The 16580-nt window shown below is 68.8% G+C and carries 12 protein-coding genes; 6 read left to right on the forward strand and 6 right to left on the reverse strand.

What is annotated here, in order from left to right; genetic code table 11:
* Nucleotides 1–132: 132 nt before the first annotated feature.
* Complete coding sequence (locus tag EJK15_RS23920) at nucleotides 133–450, reverse strand: ArsR/SmtB family transcription factor (protein WP_138712696.1); 318 nt, start codon at nucleotides 448–450, stop codon at nucleotides 133–135.
* 92 nt (nucleotides 451–542) lie between these two features.
* Here EJK15_RS23920 and EJK15_RS23925 point away from each other — a divergent pair, with 92 nt between their 5' ends.
* The 6 genes from EJK15_RS23925 to EJK15_RS23950 all read left to right on the forward strand — a co-directional run bounded on the left by EJK15_RS23925 (nucleotide 543) and on the right by EJK15_RS23950 (nucleotide 11367).
* Entirely contained in the window at nucleotides 543–1541 is a 999-nt protein-coding gene (locus EJK15_RS23925; protein ID WP_138712697.1) for a zinc-dependent alcohol dehydrogenase family protein, read from the forward strand.
* A gap of 498 nt (nucleotides 1542–2039) precedes the next feature.
* A complete protein-coding gene (locus EJK15_RS23930) occupies nucleotides 2040–4451 on the forward strand; it encodes a PQQ-dependent sugar dehydrogenase (RefSeq protein ID WP_138712698.1) in 2412 nt (803 codons plus the stop codon).
* 67 nt (nucleotides 4452–4518) lie between these two features.
* The gene (locus tag EJK15_RS23935; RefSeq protein WP_138712699.1) at nucleotides 4519–6318 is read left to right on the forward strand and encodes a glycosyl hydrolase family 28 protein; all 1800 of its coding nucleotides are present in this window, start codon (nucleotides 4519–4521) and stop codon (nucleotides 6316–6318) included.
* A complete protein-coding gene (locus tag EJK15_RS74755; protein WP_240777172.1) occupies nucleotides 6315–7523 on the forward strand; it encodes a carbohydrate-binding protein in 1209 nt (402 codons plus the stop codon). Before EJK15_RS23935 ends, EJK15_RS74755 begins: the two co-directional genes overlap by 4 nt.
* Nucleotides 7520–9427, forward strand: a complete 1908-nt coding sequence (locus EJK15_RS23945; RefSeq protein WP_138712700.1) for a glycosyl hydrolase family 28 protein — start codon at nucleotides 7520–7522, stop codon at nucleotides 9425–9427. Before EJK15_RS74755 ends, EJK15_RS23945 begins: the two co-directional genes overlap by 4 nt.
* Nucleotides 9424–11367, forward strand: coding sequence for a glycosyl hydrolase family 28 protein (locus EJK15_RS23950; protein ID WP_206061069.1), 1944 nt, complete (start codon nucleotides 9424–9426; stop codon nucleotides 11365–11367). The genes EJK15_RS23945 and EJK15_RS23950 overlap by 4 nt, the downstream gene beginning before the upstream one ends.
* Nucleotides 11368–11408: 41 nt before the next feature.
* Here EJK15_RS23950 and EJK15_RS23955 read toward each other — a convergent pair whose 3' ends face one another.
* The 5 genes from EJK15_RS23955 to EJK15_RS23975 form a co-directional block, all read right to left on the reverse strand.
* On the reverse strand, nucleotides 11409–12131 hold the full coding sequence (locus EJK15_RS23955; RefSeq protein ID WP_138712701.1) for a ferredoxin-NADPH reductase: 723 nt from the start codon (nucleotides 12129–12131) through the stop codon (nucleotides 11409–11411).
* Complete coding sequence (locus EJK15_RS23960) at nucleotides 12128–13027, reverse strand: carbohydrate ABC transporter permease (RefSeq protein ID WP_138712702.1); 900 nt, start codon at nucleotides 13025–13027, stop codon at nucleotides 12128–12130. The genes EJK15_RS23955 and EJK15_RS23960 overlap by 4 nt, the downstream gene beginning before the upstream one ends.
* A complete protein-coding gene (locus tag EJK15_RS23965; protein ID WP_138712703.1) occupies nucleotides 13027–13962 on the reverse strand; it encodes a carbohydrate ABC transporter permease in 936 nt (311 codons plus the stop codon). Before EJK15_RS23965 ends, EJK15_RS23960 begins: the two co-directional genes overlap by 1 nt.
* Before the next feature lie 69 nt (nucleotides 13963–14031).
* Nucleotides 14032–15300 (reverse strand): ABC transporter substrate-binding protein, encoded by a 1269-nt coding sequence (locus tag EJK15_RS23970; RefSeq protein ID WP_206061070.1) that lies wholly within the window; start codon nucleotides 15298–15300, stop codon nucleotides 14032–14034.
* 69 nt (nucleotides 15301–15369) lie between these two features.
* Entirely contained in the window at nucleotides 15370–16383 is a 1014-nt protein-coding gene (locus tag EJK15_RS23975) for a hydroxyacid dehydrogenase (RefSeq protein WP_240777173.1), read from the reverse strand.
* Nucleotides 16384–16580 lie beyond the last annotated feature (197 nt).

Below are 16580 nucleotides of genomic sequence, written 5' to 3' on the forward strand. Positions count from 1 at the left end.
CATGGAGAGGCTGAAGAGAAGAGAAACGATCGCCTCATTCTGGTCATCTATCACGAGACAGGAACAACTAGGTCACACGTCAACCAGTAGGCATGTACCGGGCGGCGCGCTCTTTTCAGCGGAACCCAGGAGTCAGTGCCTCTTGATCTGGCGCGTGGTGAGGGCGTCGAGCAGGCCGGGGAACGCCTCGTCCATCTCGGCGCGGCGGAGGGCGTTCATCCGCGAGGTCCCGACGTAGTACTGCCGGATCAGGCCCGCCTCGCGCAGCACCTTGAAGTGGTGGGTGGCGGTGGACTTGCTGACCGGCATGTCGAAAGCGCCGCACTTGATGTCCTCGCCGGCGGTGTCGAGCTGCGTGACGATGCTCCGGCGTACCGGATCGACGAGGGCCTCCAGCACCTGCTGGAGGTCGAACTGCGACACCTCTGGGTGCGGCGGCGTACGTCCCATGGGCTCAATAGTACGACACTCATCAAAGTTTGACAGTCATCGTACTTCTGAGCCACAGTGGACCGCGTTCACAGCGAGCGGAGGACGGTGGCATGGCAAGGACTGTGCGGTTCCACGAGATCGGCGGGCCCGAGGTGATGCGGCTGGAAGACCTGGAGACAGGCGAGCCGGGACCGGGCGAGGTGCGGATCCGGGTGGACGCGATCGGGATCAACAGGGCAGAGGCGTTGTTCCGGCGCGACCAGTACATCGTGCCAGTCAGGCAACTGCCCGCCAGGCTCGGCAATGAGGCCGCCGGTGTGATCGAAGTGCTCGGCCCGGAGGTGACCGGGTTCGAGGAGGGGCAGGCGGTCAGTGTCGTGCCGGCCTTCTCGCAGAACGACTGCGGCGTTTACGCCGAGCGGGCGATCGTGCCGGCGACGGCGCTCGTGCACCGCCCCGACGAGGTGGACGCGGTGTCCGGCGCGGCGGTGTGGATGTCCTACCTCACGGCCTACGGCGCGTTGGTGGAGGTGGGCGGGATGCGGGCGGGCGACACGGTGGTGCTGAACGCGGCCTCCAGCAGCGTCGGCCTGGCCGCGATCCATACCGCCATCCGCGTGGGCGCGACCCCTATCGCGATCACCCGCACCAGCGGCAAGAAGGAGCGGCTGCTCAAGGAGGGAGCCGCCGAGGTGATCGTCTCGGACGAGGAAGACATCTCCGGCCGGGTGCTGGCGCTCACCGGGGGCAAAGGCGCCGAGTACGTCTTCGACGCCGTCGCTGGACCGGGCGTGGTGGATCTGGCCAGGGTCGTGGCCGCCGGCGGAACGCTGTTCCTGTACGGAGCGCTGAGCGGGGAGCCGACGCCCTATCCGGGATTCGAGCTCGGCATGCCCGCGCTCAACATGCGTACCTACACCATGCTGGAAACGGCCAGGGACCTCCAGCGGCTACGCCGGGCAGAGGCGTTCATCGCCTCGGGCCTGCGTACCGGGGCCTTCCGCCCGGTGGTGGATCGCCTGTTCCCGCTGGAAGAGATCGTGCGGGCACACCAGCACATGGAGTCCGGCACCCAGTTCGGCAAGATCGTGGTCACCGTGGCCCACTGACACCACCGGGATGCCCGCCACCGCGGAGACGGTGCTGGCGCGGCAAGGGCCCGCGGCGTCCTGCCCTCGTTAGTGCTGCCGTGGCGATATCGGCCGTGCCTGAGATGTGGCCGGTCGGGGGAGTCCACGGCCGGCGAGTCGACGTTCGGGCGAGGGGCCGCGGCGGGCGCGGGTGGCAGCAGCAGGAGCACGCCGAGGGCGGCAGCGCCGAACGTACGAAGACATCCCATGTATCACTCCGGGCCTGATGAGCGATGATGCCATGCCGCCAGTCCAGGATGCCTCGATGGCGACGTGCGGCTCCGTTCTCCTTGGCGCCCTTCAGGCATACAACGCTGCCCAGAGCCTGTCCAGCGCTCAGGTGCTACTCGCATTAAGTTAGGAAAGTTTACTAAAGAATGAATCGTTCCAAGCGTTGACGTGCGGGCCAGTTTGTGGGAACACAGTGGAAAGCTCCAACCTCTTACAACCGGCATCACTCTCAGCCAGGAGCGCCCGATGAACTTCCGCAAGTCCCGGGCCTGCGTCATCGCCTGCCTTCTCGCCCTGGGAACGCTGGCCGCCCCCGCAGCCGCGGCCCCCACCCGGTACGAAGCCGAGACCGCGACGATCACCCAGGGCGTCGTCGAGTCCAACCACACCGGCTATTCCGGCACCGGCTTCGTCAACGGCGACAACGTCGCCGGCTCCTCCACCGAATGGACGATCACCGCACCCAGCGCGGGCACCGCCACGCTGGCCTTCCGCTACGCCAACGGCACCACCTCCGACCGGCCCAGCGACATCTCGGTCAACGGCGCCACGGTCGCCGCCGCCCGCTCCTTCCCCGTCACCGGCGCCTGGGCCACCTGGGCCACGGTCACGCTGACCGCCGAGGTCGTCGCGGGGGCCAACAAGGTCAGGGCCACCGCCGCGAGCGCGGGCGGCAACCCGAACTGGGACTACCTCGACGCCGAGGTCCAGTCCACGAGCTTCACCGACCACCAGGCGGAGTCCGCGACGATCTCGCAGGGCGTCGTGGAGTCGAACCACGCCGGGTTCACCGGCTCCGGGTTCGTCAACTACGACAACGTCACCGGCTCCTACGTAGAGTTCGCCGTCAGCGCCGCGACGGCCGGCACGCAGAGCCTGACCTTCCGGTACGCCAACGGCACCACCACCGACCGGCCCATGACGATCACCGTCAACGGCAGCGCCGTGGCCACCGCCCGGTCCTTCCCCGTCACCGGTGCCTGGGCCACGTGGCAGGAGGTCACCGTGAACGCGCCGCTCGTCGCGGGCGGCAACACGGTCAGGGCCACGGCCACCACCGCGGGCGGCGGGCCGAACCTCGACCGGCTGCGGGTCAGCGGCCCGGGCGACACCGAGAAGCCGACCTCGCCGGGCCAGCCGACGTGCTCGGACATCGCGCACAACGCCCTGACCCTGGACTGGCCGCCGTCCACCGACAACATCGGCGTGGTGGCGTACGACATCTACCACCAGGGCCAGCAGATCGCGACCGCGACCGCCCGGCCGTACCGGCTGACCGGGCTCAACCCCGACTTCGCCTACCAGCTGTCGGTGTTCGCCCGCGACGCGTCCGGCAACGTGTCGCCGAGCAGCCCCGAGGCGAACTGCCGCACGCTGCCCGCGCCCGCCGACGACCCGCCGTCGCGGCCGGGCCAGCCCACCGTCAGCGGGATCCAGGCGACCTCGGCCACGGTGACCTGGGCAGCGTCGACGGACGACAACGGCGTGCGCGCCTACCTGGTCCGCGACCAGGCCACGAACGCCGTGCTGGCCACGGTCACCGGGACCCCGCCCGCCACCACGGCCACCGTGCCGCTGGAATGCGCGCGCACGTACCAGGTGCACGTCGTCGCGCGGGACACCGCCAACCAGCTCTCCGAGCCGAGCCAGCCGTCCGCGTCGTTCACCACGGCGACCTGCGGCAGCGTGCCGCAGACGCCGGCCAGCGTCGCCGGCGGCTTCGACGTGCCGTGGGACATCTCCTGGGCGCCCGACGGCACGTACGCCCTGGTGACCGAGCGTGACACGTTCCGGGTCTTCAAGGTGACCCCGTCCGGCACGAAGACGCAGGTCGGGACCGTACCGAACTCGCAGACCACCGGCGGCGAGGGCGGCCTGATGGGCCTGGACTTCTCGCCCACGTGGAACGGCACGACCGACCGTGAGGTGTTCTTCATGCACACCTCCTCAGAGGGCAACCGCATCGCCAAGATGAGCTTCGACGGCAGCTCCCTCAGCGGGTACGCCAGCGTCCTGCAGGGCATCGACAAGAACCGCTACCACAACGGCGGGCGCATCAGGTTCGGCCCCGACGGCAACCTGTACGTCGCCACCGGCGACGCCCAGCAGTCGAGCAACGCCCCCGACCTGGACTCGCTCAACGGCAAGATCCTGCGCATCACCAAGACCGGCGCCGCCGCCGCCGGCAACCCGTTCGGCACCCGCGTCTACAGCTACGGCCACCGCAACCCGCAGGGCCTGGCCTGGGACTCGGCCGGCCGGCTGTGGTCGTCGGAGCTGGGCAACTCCTCCCGCGACGAGCTCAACCTCATCCTGCCGGGCCGCAACTACGGCTGGCCCACCTGCGAAGGCACGTGCAGCGTCTCCGGCATGACCAACCCCAAGCGCACCTGGGGCGTCGCGGAGGCCTCGCCGAGCGGCATCGCCATCGTCGGCAACACGATCTTCATGGCCGCGCTGCGCGGACAGCGGTTGTGGCGCATCGTGCTGGACGGCGAGAACGTCTCGACCGTCAACGCCTACTTCAACGGCACCTACGGCAGGCTCCGCGCGGTCGAGAAGGTGCCCGGCGCCAGCGCCATCTGGTTCGGCTCCACCAACTCCGACAACAATGGCGACGGCTCCGCCGACACGATCCGGCGCTCCGCCATCCAGTGACCACGCCCTGATCTCCGGCGGCCGTCCTGCGTGACGGCCGCCGGGCCGGCCTCCCCTGGAGTCCCCGATGCATCCCTCCCGAAGGGCCGTCATCACCGGCGCCCTGCTCGCCCCCATACCGGCGGGCGCCGTGCTGCCGCCGGCGCCCGCCACGGCGGCCCGCACCCTCGATTCACCCTGGGACCAGGTGCCCGAGATCCTGGCCAGGATCGTGCCGCCGACCTTCCCCGACCGCACGTTCCCGATCACTGACTACGGCGCCAGGCCGGACAACACCACCGACTGCACGCCCGCCTTCCGTACCGCGATCGCGGCCTGCAACACGGCGGGCGGCGGCACCGTGCTCGTGCCCGCCGGCGGCAGGTACCGGACCGGCAAGATCCACCTGCTGTCCGGCGTGCGCCTGCACGTCGAGGCCGGGGCGACGATCAGGTTCCGCTCCGACGCGGGGTCGTACCTGCCGAACGTGTTCACCCGCTGGCAGGGGATCGAGTGCTATAACTACTCGCCCTTCATCTACGCCCGCGGCCAGACCGATATCGCCCTGACCGGCGCCGGAACGATCGACGGGAACGCGGCGGCCGGTCCCTGGTTCGGCTTCGACGGCCGGCGCGGCCCGGACTGGGACCGGCTCCAGCAGCTGGCCGTGGACGGCGCGCCGGTCGAGCAGCGCCGGTTCGGCGACGGGCACTATCTCAAGCCGAACATGATCCAGCTGTACGACTGCCGGAACATCCTCATCGAGGACCTGGACATCAGGAACCCCGCGATGTGGACCATCCACCCCGTCTTATCCCGAAATATCACCATCAGGCGGGTCAAGATCTACAGCCGGGGCGCCATGGTGGACGGCGTCGACCCCGAGTGCTCGTCCGATGTGCTCATCGAGGGCTGCACGTTCGACACCGGCGACGACGGCACGGTCATCAAGTCCGGCCGCGACACCGACGGCCGCCGCGTGGGCGTGCCGTCCACCGACATCGTCATCCGCGGCAACACGTACCACGGCCGCTGGGGCGCGATCACGGTGGGCAGCGAGATGTCCGGCGGCGTCCGCAACGTTTTCGCCGAGGACAACCGCATCCTCGCCGGCTCCGGCTACCGCTCCTTCTACGCCCTCTACCTGAAGACCAACAACCGGCGCGGCGGCACGGTCGACGGCGTCCACGTCAGGAACCTGACCGGCGGCCCGTGCGACCGGGGCGCCTTCTACGTCGACATGAACTACAGCCTCACCGGCCCCGGCCACGGCCCGATCGTCAACCCGGTCATCCAGAACATCACCGTGGACGGACTGAACATCGCCGACTCGCCGTTCGCGATCAAGCTGTCCGGCTCGCCGGCCGGCCACCTCAGGAACGTGACGATCGCCAACAGCACCTTCACCCAGATCGACACGCCCGCTCCGCAGCTGTCCAACGCCGACAACGTGGTGCTGCGCAACGTCCGGATCAACGGCGTCCTGTACGGCACGCCGCCCCTGGGCACGCGCTACGAGGCGGAGAACGCCACGATCTCGCGGGGCGTGGTCGAGTCCAACCACGCCGGCTTCTCCGGCACGGGCTTCGTCAACTACGACAACGTGGCGGGTTCGTCCGTGGAATTCACGGTGAACGCCACCTCGGCAGGGACGGCGACGCTCACCTTCCGCTACGCCAACGGCACGACGGCGAGCCGTCCGATGGACATCGCCGTCAACGGCGCCGTGGTGGTCACGGCCAAGGCCTTCCCGGGCACCGGCTCCTGGGCGACCTGGCAGTCCACCAGCGTCTCGGCCTCGCTCACCGCAGGGCCCAACACGATCAGAGCCACGGCGGCCACCGTCGGCGGCGGCCCCAACCTCGACTATTTGGAGGTCACGACATGAGGGAACCCATGGAGCTGTCACGGCGCCGGCTCGGACTCCTCGTAGGCGCGGCTGCCTTCGCCCCGCTCCTGCCTGCCCGCCCGGCCTTCGCCGCTCCCACCCTGCTGCCGTCCGGGATGACCTGGCAGCTGTTGTGGTCGCCGTCGGCGAGCGCCGACGGAATGCGGGCCTGGGAGACTCTTGAGGACGACCGCGCCGACTCCCACCCGGCGGGCGCGCCGCACATCTTCCCCGAGGGGAACAACTACCGCTTCAACATGCACACGGTCGACCGCGACACCAGCACCGACCGGCAGCGCCACGAGGTCACCGGCAACCGGACCTCCTCCGGATACCTGCGGTGGTTGCCGGGAGAGCTGTGGCGGGTGACGTACTCGATGTACATCCCGAGCACGCTCAAGGCCACCACGACGTTCACCCACATCTTCCAGACCAAGATGCCGGGTTCGGGAACGGCGCCGATCACGGTCACCTCGCTGCGCCGGGTGGACGGCCGGCAGACCATCGAGCACAAGATCTTCGAGCCGAACATCCTGGTCGGGCGGACGGATCTGGAGCCGCTGCACAACAAGTGGATCGATATCGACTACGAGATCAAGATCGGCGACGGCTCGTCCGGCGCGGTCAGGTGGGTGGTCAGGAACGGCGCCACCACGGTCGTCGACGCGACGAGGACGGGCGTGGACACCTTCCTCGGCGACCGGGTGCGGCCCAAGTGGGGCATCTACCGGTCTCTGGGTGACACGTCCGGCTCGCTGCAGAACTGCCACCTGCTGCTGACAAACCTCAGGTCCTACAAGGCCGTCCCGGGGAACGGCGGAGGCGCTACCCGCTACGAGGGGGAGAACGCCACGATCTCGCAGGGCGTGGTCGAGTCCAACCACGCCGGCTACTCCGGCACCGGCTTCGTCAACGGCGACAACGTGGCGGGGTCGTACGTGGAGTGGACCGTCAGTGGCACCGCCGGAGCGGCCACCCTCAGGATCCGGTACGCGAACGGCACCACCACCGCCCGCCCGGCGACGATCACCGTCAACGGCGCGACGGTCGCCGCCGACCAAGCCTTCAACGGCACCGGCGCCTGGACCACGTGGGCGACGGCCACCGTGCCCGTCACCCTCGGCTCGGGCTCCAACACGGTGCGGATCACCGCCAACACCGCGGGCGGCAACCCCAACCTGGACTACATCGAGGTGGCGCAATGAACGAGCGGTCGCACGAGGACCCCGGCCTGTTATCGGCCGAGCCCGGCGCGCCGCCGGAGAGCGGGGAGTCGCGGAGGGAGTTCCTGCGGGCCGCCGCGCTCGTCACGGGAGTCGCGGTCGTGACGGGTCCGATCGGAGAAACGCTGGTCGCGGGCCGGGCCGCCCCCGTCGCCGCGGCGGAGGCCGGTGGCGGCACCCGGCTCGCGACCAGTACGACCGCCGCCTCACCCTGGGACGAGGTGCCGTCGATCCTGGCCAGGATCGTCCCGCCCACGTTCCCCGACCGGACGTTCGACATCGTCGACTACGGCGCCGTCGGGAACAACAGCACCGACTGCACCACCGCCTTCCGCGACGCGATCGCCGCCTGCAACGCCGCAGGTGGCGGCCGGGTGCTGGTGCCGTCCGGCACGTTCCGCACCGGGAAGATCCACCTGCTGTCGAACGTGAACCTGCACGTGACCGGCACGATCCGGTTCCGCACCGACCCGGGCGCGTACCTGCCTGCCGTGTTCACCCGGTGGGAGGGCATCGAGTGCTACAACTACTCGCCCTTCATCTATGCCAACGGCAAGACCGACATCGCGATCACCGGCACCGGCACCATCGACGGCAACGCGCCGGCGGGCGAATGGTCGTCCTGGGGCGGCGGAGGCGACGACCGCGACCAGCTGCGCGAGTGGGGCGCGAACGACCACCCCGTCGAGCAGCGCCGGTTCGGGGCCGGGCATCGGCTGCGCCCCAACATGATCGGCCTGTACAACTGCTCGAACATCCTGGTCGAGGGCCTCAATCTGCGCAACCCGGCCATGTGGACCCTGCACCCGGTCTACTGCACGAACGTCACGGTCAGGAACGTCACCTTCTACAGCACCAACTCCCAGGGCGACGGCTGCAACCCCGACTCCTGCACCGACGTCTTCATCACCGTCTGCAGGTTCAACACCAACGACGACTGCATCCCCGTCAAGTCCGGCCGCGACCGCGACGGCAGGAGGGTGAACAAGCCGTCCCAGAACATCGTGGTGCGCGACTGCAGGTTCTCCGGCCGCTGGGGCGGCATCACCGTCGGATCGGAGATGTCGGGCGGCGTCAGGAAGGTGTTCGCCGAGGACTGCGTCTGCAACGCGGCCGACTTCCCCGGCCGCTATCCGGTCAAGTACGCGCTCTACGTCAAGACGAGCTTCAACCGCGGCGGCTTCGTCGAGGACGTCCACCTGCGCCGCATCACCGGCCGCGGCCTCGAACGCGACGCCCTCTACATCACGATGAACTACGAAACATCCGGAAACATCCCCCCGACCGTCAGAAACTTCACCGTCGACGGCATGACCATCGACGGCGGGCGCTCGGCATACAACATCGACGGCCGGAGCGCCAGGCACATCCAGAACGTGACAATCTCCAACAGCACCTTCACCGGGATGAGCAACTCCGGCAACACCGCCGACTACGTCGACGACCTCCAGCTGATCAACGTGTTCCACAACGGCCGGGACATCTCCACCCAGCCCTCCCCCGGCGCCCGCTACGAGGCGGAGAACGCGACGATCTCGCAGGGCGCGGTCGAGTCCAACCACGCCGGCTACTCGGGCACGGGATTCGTCAACTGCGCCAACGCGGTCGGCGCCTACGTCGAGTTCGCGGTGCCCGGCGCGACGGCCGGCGCCAAGACGCTCACGGTCCGCTACGCCAACGGCACCGCCACGAACCGCCCCTACTCGGTCGCGGTCAACGGCACGGTCGTCGCGCCCGCCGTCAACGCCCCTGGCACGGGGGCGTGGAGCACCTGGGCGTCGAGCACGGTGGCCGTTTCCACCGTCTCCGGCGCCAACACCATCCGGCTGACCGCCACCACCGCGGGTGGCCTGCCCAACCTCGACTACGTGGAGATCCGGCCATGAGCTCCCTTCGCCGGGCCCTGCTGGTGTGCGCCCTCGCCCTGCTCGGCCTGACTCCCCAGCCCGCGAGCGCCGCCGCCGAGTTCAACGTCCGCGACTACGGCGCCACCGGCAACGGCTCCGCCAACGACGACGACGCGATCGACCGGGCCATCAACGCCGCCAGCGCGGCGAACGGCGGCATCGTCGTCTTCCCCGCGGGCACGTACCGCTCCCGCACCATCCACCTGAAGAGCAACGTCACGATCCGCCTCGACTCCGGCGCCACGGTACGGGCGGCGAGCAGCGGCTTCGACGCCCCCGAGTCGAACCCGTACGACGACTACCAGGACTTCGGCCACAGCCACTTCAACAACTCGCTGTTCGTCGGCCGCGGCGTCTCCAACGTGCACTTCACCGGCTCCGGCACCATCGACGGCGACGGCAACCTGTCCACCAGCAACTCACCGCCGTCCGGCGCGGGCAACAAGGCCATCGCCCTCACCGAATGCGCGAACGTCAGCATCAGCGGCATCTCGATCCGCCGCGGCGGCCACTTCATGGCGCTGCTCAACGGCTGCCACGACGTCGTGATCGACAACCTCAGGACGTACTACGCCGAAGAAGGGGTCCGTGACGGCATCAACCTGATCAACAGCTGGAACGTCACCCTCCAGAACAGCCGCATCGAGTCCAGCGACGACGCCATCGCGCTGAAGAGCGACTTCGCGCTCGGCCACACGTACACCAGCCAGAACATCCGCGTCCGCGACACCACGGTGTACTCCCACGAGAACAACGCCCTGCAGTTCGGCTCGGAGACCTGCGGGAGCTTCCGCGACATCCGCTTCGACGACATCACCGTGCTGGGCGGCGGCAAGGCCGGGATCGGCATCGTCTCCATGGACGGCGCGATCATCGAGGACGTTCACTACACCGACATATCGCTGACCAAGACGACGACGCCCATCTTCATGAAGATCGGCGAGCGCCGCCGCTGCCCAGGCTCGCCGCCCGCGGGCCGGATCAGGGACATCCACCTCACGAACGTCACCGGCGTCGACCTGACCGCGCCCGAGCCGTCGGGCACCACCGGCGGACCCGAGCTGACCAGCACCATCACCGGCACGCCCGCGGTCGACATCGGCCCGGACATCACACTCGACAACGTCCGGCTGACCGTCCCCGGCGGCCACCCCGCCTCCGACGCCAACCGGGTGCCCGGCGAGTTCCTCACCACGTATCCGCCGCGCGACTACGGCACCCGGCCCTCCTTCGGCATCTGGGCGCGGCACGTGCAAGGCCTGACCGTCGGCAACGGCTCGGCCATGCGATTCGAGGACAACGACAACCGCCCCGCGTTCATCGTGGACGACGGCTCGGGCGTCCGCCTCGACGTCACCGCCCAGCGCGGCTCCGGCAGCGCGTACGACGTCGGTGTCAGCGGCGTCAACGGCTACTCGGTGACCGGCGCCAACACCTCCGGCGGCGCGCTGCGCGTGCGCGCCACGAACTCCACGCCTATCCCCGGCGACCCCGTCACGCTGTACGGCGAAGCCGAGTCGGGCACGGTGACGGCGCCGATGCAGACCCAGCAGGACCCGGCCGCCTCCAACGGCTCCTACGTGAGCGTCGCCGCCGGCAACAACAGCAAATCGGACGCGCCCTCCACCGGCCACGCCACCCTGTCCTTCGCCGTCTCCCGCGCGGGCACGTTCGCGGTGTGGGCGAGGGTGATCGCCGCCAACGACGGCGACGACTCCTTCTGGGTCCGCTCCGACGGCGGCACGTGGACGAACTGGAACAGCATCCCGCTCGGCACGAGCTGGCACTGGGCGCGGCTTCCCGTCACCTACGCCCTCGGCGCGGGCGACCACACCCTCACCTTCGCCTATCGCGAGGACGGCGCCCGCCTGGACCGGGTTGCCATCTCGAGCGACCCGGCGTTCACCCCGGCCGGCTAGCCGCCGCCCCCGGTGCTCGAGGCGGAGAGCGCCACCGGCCCCTAGGAGGAGGGCAGGGGGTCGGCGCCCGGCAGGGCCGGCGCGAGGATGAACCTCGTCGTCGCCCACGCGACGTACAGCAGGGGCGAGCACAGGAGCAGGACGCCGATCATCGGCTTGACCAGGACGATGGCCACGGCCAGCCCGAGCACGATGAGGTTGACGGCGGCCAGGTACCAGCGCCGGGCCACGAGGTAGAGGCAGGGACGGACGAGGGCGCGCAACCGTACGGCCGCACCGGAGGTCTCCGCGAGCAGCACCATGATGGCGAAGGCCACGGCGACCACCAGGGCCGCCGCGGTGACGAAGAACGGCGCCAGCGCCGGTCCCCAAGGCGTGCGCGCGACGACCACGGCGTCCAGGGCCAGCATGCTCACGGCCGCGGCGCCGGCCGCCCAGACGGCCAGCGCGCGGCCGGCGGTCCGGCGGTAGCCGTGCCAGAACGTCCGGAGCACGACCGTCGATCCCTCTCCCAGGGCGGCGAAACACCGGAAGGCGCCGCCCAGCGCGGGTGCGCACAGGGATGACAGCACGACGAAGAACGGCCACGACGCGAGCGGGTCCCGCACGATCGCGAGCGCCGCCAGGAGCGGCGAGCAGGCGACGGCGAGCAGCACGTTCGTCATGAGACCGACGTAAACGGTGTCGAAGACCTTCTCGTACGTGGTCTGATCGGCGGGACGGAGCAGGCTGCGCAGTCCGGCGCCGTTCGCGTGCGCGCTCATCCCTTCAGTCCGCTCGTCGCGATGCCGCGGATGAAGTACCGCTGCCCGAACAGGAAGATGACCAGGATCGGCAGTACCGACAGCACCGAGCCGGTCATGATCATGGCGTATTCGGCGTCGTACTGCCCGACGAACGATCGCAGACCCAGCTGTACGGTCCACAGCCGGTTGCTCGTCAGGTAGATGAACGGCCCCATGTAGTCGTTCCACGTGTTGACGAAGGTGAGCAGAGCCAGGCTGGCGAGCGCCGGTTTGGACAGCGGCAGAATGATCCGCCAGTAGATGCCGTACTCGCTCAGGCCGTCGAGCCGCGCCGCCTCGCACAGATCATCCGGGATCGACATGTAGTACTGGCGCATGAGGAACACGCCGAACGCCCCGAACGCCTGAATCAGAATGATCGACCAGAACGTGTTGGTCAGCTCCGCCCGCTGCATCATGATGTACTGCGGCACCATGTACGCCTGCCAGGGCACGGCGATGGTGGCGATGTAGGCGACGAACAGCGCGTCCCGGCCGGGAAAGCGCACCTTGGAGAACCCGTACGCCGCGAAACTCCCGGTGAGCACCTGCAGCAGCGTGATCGTGACGGACAGGAACGCCGAGTTCCCCAGGTAGGTCAGCAGCGGGATCCTGTCCCAGATCTCGACGAAGTTCGACCAGCGGAACTCCCGCGGGATCCACTCGATGGGGATGGTGAAGACCTCGTTGTCGCGCTTCAGCGACGACGACAGCATCCACGCGAACGGCACCAGCACCAGCCCCGCCACGACGACGAGCGAGACGTAGGCCAGCGTCATGCGGACGAGACGCCGGCCGGGACGCTCCTGACCGGCGGGCGGCGCGGGCCGGCGCGGCCGGGCGGCGGCTGGGGGAGCATCGTGCACCGTGGTCATCAGGTGCTCCTCCGTTCGTTGAGACGGAACTGGACGGCGGTCACGATGAGCACGATGAGGAAGAGCACCAGGGCGATCGCCGACGAGTAGCCGAACTGCCCTTCGGTGATGCCTTCCCGGTACACGAGCTGGGCCAGGACCAGCGTGCTGCGGCCCGGGCCTCCGTCGGTCATGACCACGATGAGGTCCAGCACCTTGAAGCTCTGGATGGTCAGCATCACGACGACGAAGAACGTCGTGGGCCGCAGGCACGGCAGGGTGACGCTCCAGAAGCGCTGCCAGGCGTTCGCCCCGTCCACCCGGGCGGCTTCGTAGTACTCCTGCGGGATCGTCTGCAGACCGGCCAGATAGAGCACCATGTAGTACCCCATGTCCCGCCACACGCTGGTGACGATCACGGCCGGCATCGCCCAGTCCGTGCTGGCCACCCACCTGGGCGGATCCGCGACGCCGACCGCTTCGAGGAACTGGTTGATCGGTCCCGCCGTCGGGTTGAACAGCATGTTCCACACGACCGCGACGGCGACCAGGGATGTGATGTAGGGGAAGAACGCCGCGGTGCGGAAGAGCTGCACGCCGCGGATCTTCCGGTTGAGCGCCATCGCCAGGCCGAGCGCGACGACCAGCGTCAGCGGGATGTGGCCGGCCGCGTAGTAGAGGGTGTTGCGCAGCGCGACGTGGAAGTTCTCGTCACCGAGCAGCCGCTGGAAGTTGTCCAGCCCCACCCACTCCGGCGCGCTGTAGGAATCCCACTCCAGGAACGCCAGCACGAACGCGGCGAGCATCGGGATGAGCGTGAACAGCGCGAAGCCGACGAAGTTCGGGAGAATGAAGCTCCATCCGACGAGGATGCCGCGCCAGGCCCGCCGGCGCTCGCGCCGGCCGGGGGGAGCGTCCGGCGCGGTCGGCGACGGTTGCGTTATTACGTGGGCCATGGTCGTCCTTCGTGACTCCTTCGGAAAGACGCGGCGGGCGCCGGATGTCTCCGGGCCCGCCGCCGTTCCCTAGCTGAGGACTTCGTTCTTGACGCGATCGTTCATCGATCGGATGCCGTCGGCGGCAGACTTGTCGCCGACCATGATGAGCTCGTGTTCTTCCTTGAGGATCGTGTCGACGTCGGAGGTCTTGTCGCTGACCGGCATCTCCAGCACGACCTTGTCCGGCTCGAACGCCTTCTTGGACACCTCGTCAGTGGGCATGCCCTTGAGCTGGAAGTAGGTGGAGGTGATCTCGGGGCTCTGCAGCGCCGGCACCGCACCCACCTTGGAGATCGCCTCGGCTCCGGCCTTGCTCGCGGCGAACTGCACGAACTTCTTGGCCGCGTCGGCGTGCTCGGCCCGCTTGTTGACGGCGAAGGCGGTCGGCGACCCGAAGGTCGTCACGTCCGAGCCGCCCGGGCGCTGCGGCATCGGGGCCAGCCCCCACTCGACGTCGGTCTTGCCGTTCGCCTTCGCCTCGAGGACGCCGGAGATGTACCAGGTGCCCATGGGCATCATGGCCGTCGCGCCGGTCTCGAACATCGTCCGGTAGTCGGAATTCTGCGATTTCGCGGTGCCGAAGTCGAGGGTGGCGCCGGCCTTCTGCAGCCCGAGTGCCGTCGCGTACTGGTCGTTGAAGAAGGAGTACTCGCCGCTGAGCTGGTCGCCGCCGGTCTGCGCCGCCGAGACGGCCTGCACCACGGACCGCCAGGTGTGGTGGTAGGTGCCGTGGACCTTCTTGCCGTCCTTGGTCTTCGTGAGCTGCTGCGCGAGCTTGGCGTACTCGTCCCAGGTCATGGACTCGGGATACTTGACGCCTGCCTCGTCGAAGAGCTTCTTGTTGTAGTAGAGCAGCCAGAAGTCCTGGCGGTACGGCATCGCGTAATACTTCTCGCTGACGTTGAAGGCGTCCAGGCCCGCGAGCTTCGAGGTGTCGCCCGACTTGACCAGGTCGGTGAGCTCGAGCAGCTGCCCTCGGCTGGAGTAGCGCGCGTAGTCGGTGACGTTCTTCATCGTGATCACGTCGGAGGTGTCGCCACCGGCGAGCATCGTGGTGACCTTCTCGGGATAGTCGTCGGCGAGGATGTCCACCGGCTCGATCTTGATGCCGGGGTTCGCCTGCTCGAAGGCGGTGAACAGGGCCTTGAACTCGGGCGTCTTGGCAAGGTTCCACACCGTGACGGACAGGGTGACGTTCCCGTCACCGCCGGCCTCGGGCTCGCTGGAACCGCAGGCGGTGACGGCGAGCGAGAGCGCGGCTACGACTCCCAGGCTCTTCACAAGGTGGCGTCGCACTCGGGCCCTTCCAGAGGTGTTCGAAGCGATCATTGATCCGGTCTCCTTCCATCGAGCCGGTCTCAGGGCTCAGGCGCTAACCACGAACTCGTCGGCGGTCACGGCCGCACGGGGCGGCTGGCCGGACAGGTAGCGTTCGAGCTCGTCGAGCGCGCTCTCACTCATCCGCCGGGTCTCTGATCCGAGAGATCCGGCTACGTGGGGGGTGATCATGACGTTGGGCAGGTCGTACAGCAGTGAGTCGGCCGGCAGTGGCTCCGGGTCGGTGACGTCGAGCATCGCGTCGAGCCGTCCTGTGGCGCACTCGCGCTCCAGGGCAGCGGTGTCCAGGACGGCGCCGCGCGCGGTGTTGATGACGGTCGCCCCGTCGCGCAGCAGGGCCAGTTCCGGCGCCCCGATGAGGTGACGGGTGGACGGCAGCGCCGGAACGTGCAGCGTGAGCACGTCACAGCGCGGCAGCAGGTCGGGCAGCGAGACCAGGCGTCCGCCGGCCGCCGCCACCTCGGCCGGGTCGGCGTAGGGATCGGCGACCAGGATGTCGACGTCCAGAGTGCGCAGCCGTTCGACGACCCGGCGCCCCGTGCGGGAGAAGCCGACGACGCCGATCGTGCGCCCGCGGTTGGACAGCTCCCCGCGGCGGGTCGAGTAGGACCAGTTGTCGCGGTGCTTGCGCGCGTCCTGGGCGAGGAAAGGCGCCTTCTTCCCGGCGAAGATGATCGCGGCGAGGGTGAACTCGGCCACCGGGATCGCGTTCTCGTCGGCGGCGTTGGTCACCAGGATCCCGCGACGCCAGACCTCGTCGGTGACGAACGTGCGGACCGTGCCCGCGCAGTGGAAGATCGCTCGCAGCCGCGGCGCGCCGGCGAGCCGCTCGGCCGTCAGCTGCGGGCAGCCCCACGAGGTCACGAGCACCTCGACCTCACGCAGCCGGCGCCGCACGTGTGCCGAGTCGAGGTCGTCGGTCGAGATCGGGTCGGTGAGCTCGACGAGACCACGCAACCGGCGCAGCTGCGGCTCCTGGAACTGCACGCTGAACTTCGCGGGGTCCATGACCAGCAGGGCCTGTGGTCGTGCGTCGTTCACTCGGGTCCCTTCCTCGGCAAGCGCTTACCAATGCCGCCGATCATGTCTGATCATGTCAATCAGGTCAACACCTTGTTAATCAGAACGATCACGTTATCTGATCGATATTGATCGATAACGTACGAAGCCTGGCATCCAGCTCTTGACGTGGCAGGAGGCGTTCGCGTTACATCGTCAGATCCGATCACTTTTCACAC

The organism is Nonomuraea basaltis (genome assembly GCF_005893125.1).
GTDB classification, from domain to species: domain Bacteria; phylum Actinomycetota; class Actinomycetes; order Streptosporangiales; family Streptosporangiaceae; genus Nonomuraea; species Nonomuraea basaltis.